The sequence below is a fragment of the Muriicola sp. Z0-33 genome (assembly GCF_026126425.1).
GTDB lineage: Bacteria > Bacteroidota > Bacteroidia > Flavobacteriales > Flavobacteriaceae > JAFMPW01.
Map to the genome: position 1 here is coordinate 79,641 of NZ_JAFMPW010000009.1, position 16,830 is coordinate 96,470.

The following is a 16,830-nucleotide window of genomic DNA, read 5'->3' on the forward strand; positions in this document are numbered from 1 at the left end:
AGTGATCTTGTCCGACTATTATGGTTGCTGACATTCCATATCAGCAGATACCATCTCCGTAACTGGCTTGGGAGAAATATATGGTATACCCAGTCCCAAACCACGGAGAATGAATAAGGAACCGATCAAAATTACAAAAACAGGCACTGCCTTTCTCAGCCGGGTTCTTAAGGTCCCCTTAATAATGGATCCAAAGTAAACGGCTGCCGTCATTAACGGAATTGTACCCAGGCCGAAAAGCATCATATAAAATGCGCCTTCAAGGGCATTACCCATTGCTATTGCACCAAAAAGTGCCATATATACCAATCCACAAGGTAGAAATCCATTTAAAACACCTATAGTCAAAAATGTATCAGGAGTTTTCTTTTTTAGTTCTTTACCAAGTCCGGTTTTAATTTTTGAGATGATTCTGAATACAGGCTTGGAGAAGTTATACTTAGCAAAAGTGCGGTAAGGAATAAGCACAACAATTATCATGATGACACCAATAATCACTGATAGTTTTTGTTGCATACCGAAAATGTAAAGACCCTTACCAAGAAGACCAAAAATTACTCCTATGCTTCCATAGGCTAACAAACGGCCCAGATGATATATTGAAAGTTGACCGGCTTTCTTTAAAGAATTGGTATTGTCAACAGGGAGCATAAAAGCAATAGGGCCACACATACCAATGCAGTGTAAACTTCCCATCAATCCCAATATGACAGCCGATATCAACATGTTTTATGGCAATTTTGTTTTTGATAAATATCTCGTATTTATGAGATAGTATTCCTTATTGTATCCTTGCAAAATGTCCAGGTCTATTTATCTCAGTAAACAATACTTTCTTTATGCAAGTAGGCTTTTTCCTTATATACCCAATAAATTTTAATGTCCCAACGACCATCCAATAAACGTTTGTCAGGTATGAGCAAATGTGATTTGGACCAACTTAAAGGTAAGTCGAAATCCAATTGTTTATTAGATGGTCTGTATAAGGACACTGTTCCTTTAGTGTTTTGAGTATTAAATTCTTCTGGTATGTAGATTATCAGGCCTTCTTCTCCTTTAATTATTTTGATAGGTGTTGATAATTTAGAGGCATTGGTCTGGGCATTAATTTCCTTTTGATAGGCCAGTTCCTCCTTATAGTAATCTTCTGTTACAAGATCGTGTTCTGCTCTGTTATCTGTGCTTGCAATGAATACAAAATACAGTATAAAGGCAATAAATGCTGCAAATGCCATCACTATTGCTGTTCCCCAATTTATTTTCATAGCTATCTATTTTCCAGATTATCAAATTAATTCAAATGGTAGAACTAATTGTAACTTCTTGGCGCCAGAAATCTGGCGCTTGTAGTTTCAATAAGTTCATCTCCACTGTATACTCCAATTCTTAATTTATCCTTGTCCCCACTGAGGGCGGCATTATTAATTTCTATAAAGAGGGTCCCTTCCGCAAGGTCCTGAGAGGGCACGGTAAAGTTCTTGTGAGTCACCAGATCTATTTTTCCTTTATGAGAGATCAATCTGAAGTTTACATCAGGGATTTCTTTTGTGGTTTTATTGATCAATTTAAAGGTATACACATTACTAATGATATTACCTTCCTTGCGCTCGTACAGTTGCCCTGGTAATCTTAAAATATTGGCTTCAAGTTCGTTCCGTAAAAATAACATCCCGATCAAGACTCCTGTCAAAATTACAAGTACTGCAGAATAACCTTTAAGCCTTGGGGTAAAACTAAATTTAGCTTTTTTAACAATATTATCTTCACTTGCATAGCGGATCAAACCTGTTGGGAGATTTACCTTCTCCATGATGGTATCACATTCATCAATGCAGGCCGTGCAGTTTACACATTCCAGTTGTGTGCCATTCCGGATATCGATACCGGTGGGGCAGACATTGACGCATTGAAAACAATCTATACAATCTCCATGGCCCAGACTTTTCCTGTCTTCGTTTTTCCTGAATTTCTTTCGGCCGTTCTCACCTTCACCCCGTTTATGATCATAAGCTACCACAATAGATTTGTTATCCAGTAGAACGCCTTGCATTCTTCCATAAGGGCAGGCGATAATGCAGACTTGCTCTCTGAACCATGCAAATACAAAATAGAATACGGCAGTAAATATGAGGAGGGAAATTAATGTATTGACATGATTTAGCGGGCCTTCAATGATATATCGTAGCAGTTGATCTCCCCCTATGAGGTAGGCCAAAAAGACATTCGCAATTATGAATGAGATGATAAAAAAAATGAACCATTTAGACGTTCGCTTTCGTATTTTTTCAGCATTCCAGGGTTGCCGGTCCAATCGCATCTGGGCTCCGCGGTCACCATCTATCCAATATTCTATTCTGCGGAACACCATCTCCAGAAAAATAGTTTGAGGACACATCCAGCCACAGAAAATTCTACCGAAAGCAACAGTGAACAGCGCTATAAAAATAACGCCAATGATCATGGAAATTACAAAAAGGTGAAAGTCTTGTGGCCAGAAAGGAAAACCGAAAATATTAAATCGGCGTTCCAGCACATTGAACATCAGGAATTGGTTGCCATTTAGTTTTACAAATGGAGAGAGTACCAGGAATAGCAACAAGAAATAGCTTACCCATTTCCGGTATTTATAAAATCTTCCACTGGGTTTCTTAGGAAATATCCAGGCGCGCTTGCCTTCTTTATCAATAGTGCCTATAGAATCCCTAAAATTTTCTTCTTCCGTCATAGCGCCTTCCTCTGAAGCCAGGTTACAGGTCTAGTTCTACTCCTCAGGAGCATTTTCCTCTACCCAGATATCACCCTCCGCTGCTTTTGGATTAGCAGGGGTAGTTCCTTGCATTTTTACAATATAACTACCCACCTGGGCCATTTCTAAAGGTTTTAGGGTTTGTTTCCAGGCGATCATTCCTTTGCCGTCTCTTCCCCCTTCCGAAATTGTATTGAAAATGTTTTTAATTCCCCCTCCTAAAATCCAGTTCTGGTCCGTAAGGTTAGGGCCAATTCCACCACCGCCATCTGGCATGTGACAGACAGCACAACTTGCATCAAATATGGCTTTACCCGCACTTAGATCTCCTGCATCTGTCAGGAGTACAACCGTATTAGCATCTACCAGATCTTTGGCTGTTTTTTTGTAAGCATCTATGGCGATTTGTGCAGCTGCCACTTCCTGCTCGTATTCCTGGTCTTGTGTATAATCACCAAAGACATGAAATCTGGCCAGATATACCACCCCAAATATTATGGTGGCATAGAACATATACACCCACCATGGAGGCAGCTTATTATCTAGCTCTCTGATACCGTCATAGTTGTGATCCAGAATTATTTCACCTTCTTCTTCAAGAGGTTTGGAGCCCAATAGTTTTTTATAAATTCTCTTGCCCCATTTCCATTCCCAACGACTTTCTTTGCTGTTTAGATAGCGCTCTCTGGCTTCTTCTGATAAGGTCTGAAGCATAGTGTTTTCAATAGCGCTTAAAATGAGTTCTATAGCTATCAGTATTAAAAGAGTAAGCAGTAGAAACCATTGAGTAACCGGATACTCTAAAAACGCTGGTTTTTCTCCAGAGTCTATGAAGTACTCCATCAATCCAAAGATCAAAAAGAACAGTAAGGGGACCCTAATCCACCATGGCATCATATTTTTCATAATTGTTCGGTATTTTGGTTGTTATCGTCTAGCGGAAGTTCACTAACTTCTTTTATATGCTCTTTGGAAGCGGTAAAAACCCACCAAAAAAGCAACGTAAAAAAAACAAAGAAGATCAGTAATGATATCATAGGATAGGTAGCGATACCCTCTATACTTTCCATATGGTTCTTTATATATTTTAGCATAACTATATCTATTTAACCGATAAGTTTTCGGCGGTTTCTTTTACTTTAATATCTGTACCCAGCCTTTGTAAATAGGCAATTAGAGCAACAATTTCTCTATCGCGCATTTCAATGAAGTCCTGTCCATTGTCAGCAGCGTACTTCTTGTCTTCCTCGTATCCCTTTGCAAATTCGGGGTCTGTATAGAGGTTTTTTTCTATTTGTAAAGCCTGCGATGCCATATTGGCCTCGGCATTGGCAATATCCTCTTCGGAATACGGCACACCCAATTGGGCCATAGCTTCCATTTTACTTTGTACCTGACTTCTGTCGTGCCGGTCAAGTACCAACCATTGATAAGCAGGCATAATAGAGCCTGAGGAGGTACTTTGTGGATCGTACATATGGTTTAGATGCCAACTATCGGAGTACTTCCCTCCAATTCTTGCGAGATCGGGGCCTGTCCGTTTACTACCCCAGAGGAAGGGGTGATCGTATACAAATTCTCCTGCCTTGGAATAGTCACCATAACGTTCTACTTCACTTCGGAACGGTCTAATCATTTGGGAATGACAACCCACACAACCTTCCCTTATGTAGAGGTCTCGTCCTTCCAATTCCAGGGGAGAATAAGGTTTCACACTAGTGATTGTCGGGATATTTGATTTTACAAGTATGGTTGGAACTATCTGGATAATACCACCAATCAAAATAGCTATTGTGGCCAATATGGTCAACTGTATGGGCTTGCGCTCTAACCAGGTATGATATGTCTCGCCGGCAGTCCTCTTTTTGGAGACTCTGGTAAGTGCGGGAGCTTCTGCCATCTCGTCTTGCACCTTGCTGCCAGAACGGATAGTTTTTACAATGTTATATATCATAACAATCGCACCTACAAGATAGAGGCTACCACCTATTGCACGCATCCAGTACATAGGCATTATTTCGTTTACGGTCTCCAGGAAGTTACCATAAACAAGGGTTCCATCCGGATTAAAATCTTTCCACATAAGTGCCTGAGTAAATCCTGCAACATACATAGGTAAGGCATACAAAATGATACCTAAGGTGCCAATCCAAAAATGGAAGTTAGCCATTGGCCTGGAAAATAATCGGGTCTTAAACATTTTTGGCACCAACCAATAGATCATACCAAAGGTTAGAAAACCATTCCATGCTAAAGCGCCAACATGTACATGGGCAATAATCCAATCACTAAAGTGGGCTATGGCGTTTACATTTTTTAGAGAAAGCATGGGCCCTTCAAATGTCGCCATACCATAACCGGTGATGGCCACGACCATAAATTTAAGGGTAGGATCTGTCCTGACTTTGTCCCATGCTCCCCTGAGGGTTAATAGTCCGTTAATCATACCACCCCATGAGGGCGCAATTAACATAATTGAGAAAGCTACTCCCAGGTTTTGAGCCCAATCTGGCAATGATGAGTATAATAAGTGATGCGGCCCGGCCCAGATATAGATAAATATCAGAGACCAAAAGTGAACAATAGACAATCTATAAGAATAAATGGGTCTGTTAGCGGCCTTGGGAACAAAATAATACATTAGTCCCAGGAAAGGAGTCGTTAAGAAAAACGCTACGGCATTATGCCCGTACCACCATTGCACCAGTGCGTCCTGAACCCCGGCATAAACAGAATAACTTTTAAGAGCACTTATAGGTAATTCAAGGCTATTGAATATATGAAGTACCGCAACGGTTACAAATGTGGCGAGGTAAAACCAAATGGCAACATAGAGATGGCGTTGCCTTCTCTTGAGCATGGTGCCTATGAGGTTCCATCCAAAGGCTACCCAAACAAGAGCGATAGCGATATCTATTGGCCATTCCAGTTCTGCGTATTCCTTAGAGGTGGTATAACCCAATGGCAAAGTTATTGCCGCAGCCACGATAATGGCTTGCCATCCCCAAAAGTTGAAATTACTCAGCGCATCACTGAACATTCTAGCTTTTAAAAGGCGCTGAGTAGAGTAGTATACCCCGGCAAAAAGGGCATTACCTACAAAAGCAAAAATTACCGCGTTGGTGTGCAAAGGCCTAAGACGACCAAAACTAAGCCAGGAGATGCCATCAGTGATATTAGGAAATATAAACATAAAGGCCAGCAGTAAGCCCACAAGCATTCCAACAATTCCCCATAGCATTGTGGCATAGAGGAATTTTTGGACAATCTTATTATCATAATGAAATTGTTGCACTTCCATATTTACTTATTTAGTTGGATTGATTTTTTTGGTTTTTCATCTGTCGAGGAATTTTTAACGATCTCGTCCTCGAAGAGCATGCGGACAGATGGGGTGTACGAATCATCGTACTGCCCATTTCTGACAGAAATAATAAAGGCGGTGAAAAAGATAAGAGCCACAGCAATGCTTATAGCTAACAACACATAGATTACACTCATACCAAACTTAATCTGGGGTTAAAACTAAGTCCGGGATATACAATAAAATATGACATATATCAGGTTTTTATATTTAATTCATTTTCTGTTTCTGGCATAACTAAAATACCAATATTTATTTTAAGTTCCTTCCTAAGAAATTCGTAGCCACAGTGGTAAATATTACGATACTAATAGAGCTTAAGGGCATTAAAATAGCTGCAATTACTGGTTCTAATTGTGCCGACACGGCAAAATAGAGGCCAACAACATTGTACAGCAGCGATAAAACAAAGCTCACTTTTATAATTTTCATGGCACTTTTAGAAGCCAGGATAAAAGCATATAATTGTTTAAATTTTAATCCATCTAAAATTCCATCGGAGGCAGGTGAAAAGACATTGATGTCCTCTGAAACGGCAATTCCCACATCACTTTGGGCAAATGCTCCGGCATCATTCAGGCCATCTCCAACCATGAGCACATTCTTGTTCTGTTCCTGCAACTGCTGTATAAATCTTAATTTGTCTTCGGGTTTTTGGTTAAAGTAGAAATGAGTGAGTTTGGGGAACAATTTTTCTAATTGTCGCCTTTCACCATCATTATCACCTGACAGTACTGCTATATCCATAGTTTTCCCTAAAGCCCGGGCAACATCTGAAACTCCTTCCCTATAGGCATTCTGAAAAGAATAATATCCTTTGTAATTATTGTCAGAACTTATATGAACCGCTGTATTAGAAGTGTCGGAATGCGCTGTGTTACCAACAAAATCTGCTGATCCAATTCTAATATTTCGCTCATCTTTACTGGCTTCCAATCCTTTGCCTGGATGTTCTCGGTAGTCATCCAAAGTGGTAATCTCATGTTCTTTCAACAATTCGTAAAGAGATCTGCTCAAGGGGTGGTTAGATCCTCTAAGGGTGTTTTTTAATAATGATTCTTCATCAGGGGTTAATTGCAAACCGTTATAGCTTATGTCATTAATTTTGGTGGTTGTTATAGTGCCAGTCTTATCAAAAATTACCGTATTAATGCGTGAAAGGCGTTCAATACTCTGGGTATCTTTGAGGTAAAACTTACATCGCCCATATATCCTCAGCATATTGCCTAATGTAAATGGGGCAGCCAAGGCTATGGCGCATGGACAGGCAATAATAAGTACGGCAGTAAATACATTTAGGGCCTTACTACTATCATAGACCATCCAGAAACTTGCGGCAACCACCGCAATTATAAGTATTGTTATGGTGAATCGCTTTCCGATGCTATCTGTCAGTGTCCTGAATTCACTTGTTCTGTCTTTTTGAAAGGCAGCTCTACTCCAAAGTTGTGTAAGATAGCTTTGTGACACCGTTTTAAGCACTTCAATCTCAATAGGACCACTTATTTGTTTACCTCCCGAAAAAACTTTATCACCACTGACTATACGTACCGGTTTCGCTTCCCCGGTTACGAAGCTGTAATCTACTTTCGCAGATGTACTGATAAGGATACCATCAGCCGGAATTAATTCTTCATTTCGGATAAGCAAACGATCCCCTTTATTAATCTTGTACACCTGAACACTTTCTTCATTACGGTCGGCATCTATTCTGGTAGCAGCGATGGGGAAATAAGATTTATAATCCCTTTCAAAGGAAAGGAATGAATAAGTTTTTTGTTGAAAAACTTTGCCCAGAAGCAGGAAGAATATCAGCCCGGTAAGACTATCAAAAAACCCTGGCCCCAAATCCAATACGACTTCTGTAGCGCTTCTTAAAAATAGTACTGTAATTCCCAACGCAATTGGGACATCAATGCTTAGCAGTTTAGCCCTGATTCCTTTGAATGCAGAAATGAAATAATCTCGCCCGGAGTAAAATACCACTGGTAATGAAAATACTAGCATTAGCCATCGAAATACTCCTTTAAATTGTTCTAGCCAGAATTCTCCAACTTCAAAGTATTCCGGAAAAGAAAGGAACATGATGTTGCCAAAAGCAAATCCGGCTATTCCGGTTTTATACCACAAACTTCTGTCCTTTTTAATGGGGGCATTCTTATAATCGTTCAGGGAGATATTGGGCTCATACCCAATTTTGGATAGCAGCATTACCAACTCCTTTAAAACAATTTTGTCTGTATTGTATGTAATTGATATCGTCTTCCTTGGGAAATCTACCTGTGAAGATGAAACCCCGTCATGTAGCTTATTCAGGTTTTCGAGAATCCAGATACAGGAACTACAATGAATATTTGGAATAAAAAGATCAACAATTTCCATTTTTTCATTATGGAAAGACAAGAGGCTTTCAACAAATTCAGGAGTATCCAGAAAATCAAATTTGCCGTCTGTATTATCGGGAGTGCTTCCAGGGGATTCCTGGAGTTCATAATAATAGGACAAATCGTTTTGGTGAAAAATTTCAAATACGGTCTTACATCCATTGCAACAAAAATCTTTATCGTCCAAGACAATATGTGTTCTGTTGCACGGTTCACCGCAATGATAACAGGATGCAGGGTCCATTGACATTTGCTAATTACCTGAGTGCAAAATTGAGTTTATTCAATAATGAAATATATGATAAAAGTCAGGATTTGTTCTTTTAATTTAGGGAAAAGTAAATTAAGTAATGTAAATTAGTGCTCTATGGAGAGCAAATGCGAACAATGTATAATTCGTAAGTTCAATTCCCTGCGGGCAATGAGCAAGGAAGAATTGAAAAAGGTTTCGGATACAAAAATCACGAAAGAGATAAAAAAGGGAGAGGTAATTTTTGATGAGGGTGAAAAACTCAATGGGGTATTTTGTGTCCGCAATGGGGTCTCTAAACTTTCTAAATTAAGTTCCAATGGAAAGGATCAGATTGTCAAATTGGCTACAAAAGGCGAGGTTTTAGGACAACGCTCTGTGATTGCCGAGGAATCGGCCAATTTAAGTGCGGTGGCAGTGAATGATATGGAAGTTTGTTTTATTCCCAAAGAGTCTATCGTTAATACTTTACACAAGAACCCCGATTTTACTTTTGAAGTGCTGAGGCATATGGCCCATGACCTCAGGGAAGCAGACGATGTTATAGTTAACATTTCACAAAAAACAGTAAAGCAGCGTATTGCAGAAGCTTTCCTTTATCTGCAAAAGAATTTTGGGGAGGATGATCAGGGGTTTCTACTGCTCACTCTTTCCAGAGAGGATATCGCTAATGTCGTTGGTACCGCCACAGAATCTTGCATCAGAATAATATCAGAATTTAAAAAGAAAGGGTTTCTGATTACTTCCGGTAAAAAGGTGGGAATCGCCAATCAGAAAAAGCTTCAAGACCTCGTTGACGGATTTTAATTTCCTCCTGAACCTCGGGAAATATTAGCTGACATATATCATATTTTTCGCTTATTACTTCAAGTATTTTTACTTCATCTTAAAATACTTGTGATGATGAAGAACATTTTGTTGCCGACAGATTTCTCAGAAAATGCATGGAATGCAATCGAGTATGCCTTGAAATTGTTCAAAGATGATGAATGTACCTTCCATTTGCTCAATACCTATACCCCGGCAATTGTTCATAGCAGATTTATGGCAATAAATACTGAAGGCAGGCTGCTCGAAGATGCTTGTCATTCCGCATCTGTAAGCGGCTTGGAAAATTTATTGATTAAACTGCAAGGAGGGCATCATAATCCAAAGCATTATTTCAATACCATCTCATCATTTAATTTACTGACAGAGGAAATTAAGGAAGCTATAGAGGTTCGGAATATAGATATGATTATCACCGGTACTAAAGGCGCTAGTGGTCTAAAGGAAATATTTTTGGGGAGTAATACTGTTAGGATTATAAAAAGTAATTTACCCTGCCCGGTCCTTGTGGTGCCCGAGAACTTTAAATTTGAGCGTCCAAGGGAAATTGCTCTGGTAACAGATTTTATGAGGAATTTTGATGCCTCTATAATTGAGCCTTTAAAACAAACAGCTATTCAATTAGAGGCAAGGGTGCGCATAATGCGAATCAATGAAACGGAAGAATTAAGCAAGTATCAGAAATCTAATTTATCCACACTGGAGGACTACTTATCCGAAATTCCGACTTCCGTGCATTGGATGCCATATTTTGCTAGTAAAGCTCATGTTATCCAATCGTTTATTGAAGAACTTGGAATAGATCTTCTGGCTATGGTTTATCACAGACACGGATTTTTGGGTGAGCTTACCAGAGAACCGGTGATTAAAAATTTGGCATTTCACTCAAAAATTCCACTTCTTGTGATTCCCGGTTAAATGGAGATGGTGAAAGCTCCGGTACATTTATACAATAGAGATTGTGTATTATATTGATTATCAACTACATTATAATGATCCAGGCACCTTAAGGCGGATTCAGAAAATTTGTCAATAGAGTTCCGATTACATGCAATAGTGAGAATAATGAGGGTCATTTCTATCAGATTATTTATATTGCATTTTTCAAAGAGTAACATTCCCTAGTAGAAAATCTCAACTGTAATGGTCAAAAAAAAATATACCATTAAAGACATTGCCAGGTTAGCAGGTGTTTCTAAAGGGACAGTTGACAGGGTGCTACATAAGCGCGGCAAGGTTTCGCAAAAAGCTTTTGAAAAAGTAGATGCAGTACTAAAGAAAATAGATTACCACCCCAACCCTATAGCCAGGAATCTTAAGACCAATAAGGTCTACAATATTTGTGTCTTACTGCCGGATCCGGAAGTAGACCCCTACTGGGATCCTGCACACGAAGGAATATTGCAGGCTGCTGAAGAATTTATGCCATTCGGAGTAATTGTTGAAGAATTTTTCTATCATCCACATAACAAATCTTCTTTTGTTGCCATTTCTAAAAAGGCCTTACAATCAGCTCCTGATGCTTTGTTGATGGCGCCCTTATTTCATGACGAATCTTTAGAGTTGTTCAATAAATGCAGAGCGAAAGATATTGTTATCGCCTCTTTCAATAATTCTATAGACCCACTACATAATGAGAATTTCATTGGCCAGGATCTGTTTCAGAGCGGGAGAGTGGCTGCCAGCCTTATAGACAAGATGATACAGGGAAAGGAGGCTAAAATAGGTATTCTACACGTAAACCTTGAACCCCATATGCAGCTCAAGGAAGATGGCTTTAAAAGCTATTTTAGCGATAAGGAATTAAAGCAGGTAAAGATGATTACCCATATATTCAGAACAGATGGGGCCATAAGTTTTGAAGAGCAGTTAAGACAATTTCTCAATAGCAACAGGGATCTTTCGGCCATTTTTGTAACCAACTCCAAAGCGTTCCTTTTGACAGAAGTACTGCAAAAGGAATTAAGAAATGCAGTTGTTGTTGGTTATGATCTTTTAAAAGAAAATATCGGATTTATTGAACAAGGGAGTATAGATTTTTTAATTCATCAAAAACCTAAAAGGCAGGCCTATCTGGGGGTTGGACAGCTTGCAGAACATTTTCTTTTTGGGAAAAGTATTCCTTCTAAGAAACTGTTACCCATAGATGTGATTACCTCAGAGAACGTTCAATATTACCATAGCTAGTTGTTTTGGAAATATTGTTTAATAACTTCTGACTGTATTTGGTACTTTAAGCATTATCCCTTAAACAGAATAACCGGTTTTATTAAACTTTTACTATATTTAAAAAACAAAGAGAATTGTGATTAACCAAAAGATTGAGAAAGATGGAATTGATGATGTGCTGGTTTTTAACACTTTAGACAGGTGTTTCAAATTTTTTGGAATAAAATGTGCTCGAGCACATTTTTATGATAAATTGCATTGTAATAAGGAAAAAAGGTTTAATTTAACCGAAATATTATATAACAACTAAAGAAGTCAAGAGGCCAAATTTGCCAGATTGCTTCGAGAACTTAATCAATTAAAACAACGTACTAATTTAAACAGAGAAAACTATGTGTAAAAAGTTACTAGTGTTTTTGCTGCTGGTGTTCGGGACTTACCCGTTGCTTGCGCAAGACAAAACAGTGTCTGGAACAGTCACAGATGCTGCTGATGGATCTCCTTTACCAGGGGTGAGTATTGTGGAGCAAAATACTACCAATGGAACGCAGACAGATTTTGATGGAAATTATACCATCAATGTCTCCGATGGAAGTGTTTTGGTATTTTCCTATATTGGTATGGCTACCCAGACCATTACAGTTGGGGCCTCGGATACCTATAATATACAAATGCTGGAAGATGCCAGTCAGTTAGATGAGGTGGTAGTTACTGCATTAGGTGTAAAACGACAGAAAAAGTCGCTTACTTATGCAACTCAGCAAGTAGACACAGATGGGATAGACGAAGCAAGACCACAACAGAACCTTGTGAACAGTCTGTCGGGTAGAGTTGCCGGACTTTCGATTCAGCGGTCTGGAAATGGGGTAAGCGGTGCTTCTAAAGTGGTGCTAAGAGGTAATAGATCTATTGCAGGTAGTAGTCAGCCTTTATATATAGTAGACGGGGTGCCATTAGGTGGAGACATTTCAGACCTCAGTCCTGATGACATTGCATCTATTAACGTCCTTAAAGGGGCAAATGCTGCGGCCCTTTATGGTGCTCGGGCAAATAATGGGGCTATTATAATTACTACTAAATCTGGTAGTGAGGACAGAGTAAGTGTTGATATAAGTTCAACGATAACTGCCGAAACAGGAAACATACTTTTTGATTATCAAAATCAGTTTGGTCAGGGAAGTGGCGGAACATATAATCCGGCTTCACTTGGTTCCTGGGGTCCATCCTTAGGCGGTGGAAATGTTGCAAATTGGTCACCAGACCCTAATAACTCAGCTGATATTCCTTATGCCGCTCAAAGCGACAATGTGGAAGACTTTATGCAGACCGGTTATAACTTTGCAAATAATATCTCTATCCGGTCCGGTAGTGAAAGAAACCAGACCTTTTTCGGTTATACCAATGAAAACAGAGTTGGTATTGTGCCTGGGAATGAACTTAAGAGACATAACGTTAGTTTAAAAGTCGATAACAAATTAATTGATGATAAGCTCGAACTCAGTGCAAGAATTAATTATATAAGAACTGAAATCGACAATCAGCTGGATACAGGCGAGGCCTTTTCCAACCCTTGGCGTCATGCGTACAGACTTCCAAGGAATATAAGAACTCAGGATGTAAGTGTCTTCCAATATACCGATGACGGTGGTAACGTAAGACAAAATTACTGGGATCCCGGTAACAATGGCGGTGCTAACCCGTATTGGACCATAAACAAGAACTTAAAGGAAATTGTCAATAACAGAGTACTTGGATATGTTTCTCTTACCTATAACTTTACGGACGATTTAAACTTATTAGTACGTACGGCAGTAGACCAGGCAGATATTACCAGGGAAGACCGTTTGCATAATGATTCTTATATCATTGCTGATAATGGTAACTATGTAACCAGAAACGATACCAGTCTGGAATGGAACTCAGATTTTCTTTTGAGTTATAATAAGACGCTAAGTGAAGAATTTGCTTTTAATGTCAGTGTTGGTGGAAACCACAGACAGGCAAACAGCAAATTTGTTAGAACCAATAACGGAGGCTTAAACGCTGCTAATATTTTTGCAATTAGTAACGCACAGAATTTGACTGCCTCCCAGGATTTGTTTAGAAGAAAAGTGAATTCTCTTTACGGTTTAGGACAAGTGGCTTATAAAGACGCTGTTTTCTTAGACCTTACTTATAGGAGTGACTGGAGTTCTACATTACCTGTAGATAATAATAGATTCGACTATTATTCTGCTGGTATAAGTGGTGTGATATCAGATTTGACTACACTGCCAGAATTCATGTCCTATTTAAAACTACGAGCATCATATGCGGAAGTGGGTAATGATACTGCTCCATTTCAGCTGAGCAGAATCGCAAGCCTGCAGCCTGGTGGATTTATCCAGTTAGGAACCGTACTTCCAAATCCGGACTTAAAGCCGGAAAGAACAAAATCTTTCGAGTTTGGGTTTGATGCCCGATTCCTGGAAAGTAGGTTAGGGATAGATTTTACCTATTATAAGACCAATAGTATCGATCAGTTATTTGGACAACAGGTGCCTCAGGGATCTGGTGTTGCTACCAGGTTTATCAATGGTGCAGATATCCAAAACAGAGGGGTTGAAGTCATTTTAACTGCTACACCGATAAGAACAGCTGATTTCAACTGGAACCTGACACTGAATTTCACGAAAAATGACAGTGAAGTTCTTGAACTGGCTGAAGGACTCGAAACACTTAGTTTTGGTGGTGACTTCTTTAGGAGATTTGAACTAAATGTAGGTGACGAATGGGGTAATGTATATTCAAGAGGTTTTGCCAGAGATTCTCAGGGTAGAGTTCTTGTTGCTGCAGATGGAACTCCTGAAATTACTTCAGGACAGGAAGTGTTGATTGGTAATTACAACCCAGACTGGCTTGGAGGTATAAATAACAGTTTTAATTATAAGAATTTTAGTTTTGGGTTCTTAATTGATATCCGTCAGGGAGGTACCGTTGGGTCCTTTACAAATGCTATTCTTGCATCAGACGGAGCCCTTACTAAAACCCTTCAGGGTAGAGACGGCACACTTGTATTTGGAGAAAATATTTTCTCTAACCTCAATGTAGTGCAGGCCGATGGAAGCCCTAATAATATTCAGGTAGGTGCCGAAGCCTTTTGGGCTAAGGTTGGAGGTAGAAACTCCCCGGTAGGTGAAGCATTTGTTGAAGATGCTTCAAATATCAGAATGAGAGAAATTACTCTTGGTTATGCATTTCCGCAGAGCCTTTTGAGTAAGACACCACTTAGAAGCGCTAAAGTTTCTTTAGTAGGAAGAAATCTTTTCTTCATATCTAATAAAGCATCGGTTGATCCCGAGGTTGTTACAGGAACAAATACCAGCGCTGACGGGTTCGAATCTTTTGCCCCTCCAGCCACGAGGAGTTTTGGAGTAAACCTGAAACTTGGATTCTAAAAAAATTGTAACTTTAAAGAAAAAAACATGAAAAAAGTATTAACTAAAATTGGATTCGGTGTGGTCATGGGAGCAATGCTGCTCGGCTGTACCGAAGGATTTGAAGATCTGAACACAGACCCATTGGCCTTGGATATTGGGGCTTTGGAAGACAGTCAGGTTTTGCAGGGCCAGGCCTTTGCACAGGCGCAGTATGTCTCTGTTAATGGGCTGCATTGGAGATTTCAGATCTCTCAAAATTTATTTTCGGATATATGGTGCCAGTACTACGCTACAACGGCTTCCGGATTTGATTCTGACAGGTACGTTCAGGTAGGCCGGTGGGCAGACCTTGCCTGGGGATCATTTTACGGTCAGGCAGCACCTCAGATAAAATTGGTGGAAGACCTTTCCGAAGCCAATGGGAACGACGTAGGAAACGCCATGGCCAAAATTCTTAGAGTTCACGCTTACCATAGAATTACAGATTACTGGGGTCCTGTTCCTTATTCGGCTTTCGGTAATGGAGAGCTAAGTGTACCTTATGATTCTCAGGAATCTATGTACGCAGACTTCTTTACTACCTTAGATGATGCTGTAGCCAAGCTACAAGCTAATTCCGGAGGATCTTCTTACGGAGGAAGCGACAGAATGTATGGAGGAGATGCAGCCAAATGGCTGAAATTTGCAAACAGCCTTCGTCTTAGATTGGCCTTAAGGATTAAGTATGTAGATCCTGCCAAAGCTCAGTCTGAAGCAGAAAAGGCAGTTTCGGCTGGAGTAATTGATGACAATGCCGATAATGCATTTGTTGAAACTGACGATACAAACAGAAATCCACTAGAAACAATCACAGATTGGGGAGAATTCAGAATGAGTGCTACAATGGAAAGTATTCTTGAGGGTTATGGCGATCCCAGAATGCCGGAATATTTTTCACCAGCCCTTGACGGGGATTCTGATGGCGACGGAAGCGATTATGAAGGTCTGCAGAACGGACAAACAAAAGTGTCTTTGGAAACCAGTAAGAATGCCGGACATTCAGATTTGGCAACGAAATTCATTGATGTAGCTAAAGGAGGGACAAATCCACCTATTGAAATAATGAATGCCGCAGAGATGTTCTTCTTAAGAGCTGAAGGTGCCCTGGAAGGATGGGCAATGGGCGGAACTGCTCAAAGTCTTTATGAAGACGGGATCAGAGCTTCTATGACTCAAAAAACTGCTGCTGATGGTGCTGGTATTGATGCTTATATCGCAAGTACTAGCGTTCCTGTTGAGTTTGAAGCAGGCGCAGGCCCTGTTACTGATATTCCTGTTGCGTTCGGAGCTGACCCGGAAACACAGTTAGAGCAGATCATAACACAAAAGTGGATTGCCATTTATCCTAATGGCTGGGAAGCTTGGGCAGAACTTAGAAGAACAGGATATCCAAAACAATATGCCAGGATCGAATCTGAAAACCCTGATGTTGGGGTTACAGAAGTCATGAGAAGAATGGTATATGTACAAAGCGAATTTGATACTAATGGGGAAGCAATCCAAGCCGCGCTTTCACTTTCGGAAATGACCGGAGGAGACAAGAACAACACCAAGGTTTGGTGGGATAAAAGATAATTTTCCCTTAATTTGAATAGCAAAAAATACCAATAAATTTTTATTGGTATTTTTTG

General features: G+C 39.8%; 13 protein-coding genes. 5 read left to right on the forward strand and 8 right to left on the reverse strand.

Annotated elements, in window-relative coordinates; genetic code table 11:
* Window positions 1-18: 18 nt before the first annotated feature.
* From J1G40_RS13140 to J1G40_RS13175, 8 genes are all read right to left on the reverse strand, one after another.
* Complete coding sequence (locus J1G40_RS13140; RefSeq protein WP_265243107.1) at window positions 19-726, reverse strand: sulfite exporter TauE/SafE family protein; 708 nt, start codon at window positions 724-726, stop codon at window positions 19-21.
* A 92-nt stretch (window positions 727-818) separates the two neighbouring features.
* Complete coding sequence (locus J1G40_RS13145; RefSeq protein ID WP_265243108.1) at window positions 819-1,265, reverse strand: FixH family protein; 447 nt, start codon at window positions 1,263-1,265, stop codon at window positions 819-821.
* Between the two features lie 44 nt (window positions 1,266-1,309).
* Entirely contained in the window at window positions 1,310-2,725 is a 1,416-nt protein-coding gene (gene ccoG / locus J1G40_RS13150) for a cytochrome c oxidase accessory protein CcoG (RefSeq protein ID WP_265243109.1), read from the reverse strand.
* A 36-nt stretch (window positions 2,726-2,761) separates the two neighbouring features.
* Window positions 2,762-3,652 (reverse strand): cbb3-type cytochrome c oxidase N-terminal domain-containing protein, encoded by an 891-nt coding sequence (locus J1G40_RS13155; protein ID WP_265243110.1) that lies wholly within the window; start codon window positions 3,650-3,652, stop codon window positions 2,762-2,764.
* A complete protein-coding gene (locus J1G40_RS13160) occupies window positions 3,649-3,840 on the reverse strand; it encodes a CcoQ/FixQ family Cbb3-type cytochrome c oxidase assembly chaperone (RefSeq protein WP_265243111.1) in 192 nt (63 codons plus the stop codon). The genes J1G40_RS13155 and J1G40_RS13160 overlap by 4 nt, the downstream gene beginning before the upstream one ends.
* Before the next feature lie 8 nt (window positions 3,841-3,848).
* Window positions 3,849-6,047 carry a cytochrome-c oxidase, cbb3-type subunit I gene (gene ccoN, locus J1G40_RS13165; RefSeq protein WP_265243112.1) on the reverse strand — a complete coding sequence of 733 codons (2,199 nt, stop codon included), beginning with the start codon at window positions 6,045-6,047 and terminating at the stop codon, window positions 3,849-3,851.
* A gap of 2 nt (window positions 6,048-6,049) precedes the next feature.
* Complete coding sequence (gene ccoS, locus J1G40_RS13170; RefSeq protein ID WP_265243113.1) at window positions 6,050-6,247, reverse strand: cbb3-type cytochrome oxidase assembly protein CcoS; 198 nt, start codon at window positions 6,245-6,247, stop codon at window positions 6,050-6,052.
* Between the two features lie 115 nt (window positions 6,248-6,362).
* Window positions 6,363-8,738: a heavy metal translocating P-type ATPase gene (locus J1G40_RS13175; protein ID WP_265243114.1), complete on the reverse strand. Its 2,376-nt coding sequence runs from the start codon at window positions 8,736-8,738 to the stop codon at window positions 6,363-6,365.
* Between the two features lie 123 nt (window positions 8,739-8,861).
* Here J1G40_RS13175 and J1G40_RS13180 point away from each other — a divergent pair, with 123 nt between their 5' ends.
* From J1G40_RS13180 to J1G40_RS13200, 5 genes are all read left to right on the forward strand, one after another.
* Window positions 8,862-9,551 (forward strand): Crp/Fnr family transcriptional regulator, encoded by a 690-nt coding sequence (locus J1G40_RS13180; protein WP_265243115.1) that lies wholly within the window; start codon window positions 8,862-8,864, stop codon window positions 9,549-9,551.
* A gap of 93 nt (window positions 9,552-9,644) precedes the next feature.
* Entirely contained in the window at window positions 9,645-10,490 is an 846-nt protein-coding gene (locus tag J1G40_RS13185) for a universal stress protein (protein WP_265243116.1), read from the forward strand.
* 225 nt (window positions 10,491-10,715) lie between these two features.
* Window positions 10,716-11,759, forward strand: coding sequence for a substrate-binding domain-containing protein (locus tag J1G40_RS13190; RefSeq protein ID WP_265243117.1), 1,044 nt, complete (start codon window positions 10,716-10,718; stop codon window positions 11,757-11,759).
* Between the two features lie 374 nt (window positions 11,760-12,133).
* The gene (locus tag J1G40_RS13195) at window positions 12,134-15,178 is read left to right on the forward strand and encodes a SusC/RagA family TonB-linked outer membrane protein (protein ID WP_265243118.1); all 3,045 of its coding nucleotides are present in this window, start codon (window positions 12,134-12,136) and stop codon (window positions 15,176-15,178) included.
* A 27-nt stretch (window positions 15,179-15,205) separates the two neighbouring features.
* Window positions 15,206-16,774 carry a SusD/RagB family nutrient-binding outer membrane lipoprotein gene (locus J1G40_RS13200; protein WP_265243119.1) on the forward strand — a complete coding sequence of 523 codons (1,569 nt, stop codon included), beginning with the start codon at window positions 15,206-15,208 and terminating at the stop codon, window positions 16,772-16,774.
* The last annotated feature ends 56 nt before the right edge of the window (window positions 16,775-16,830 follow it).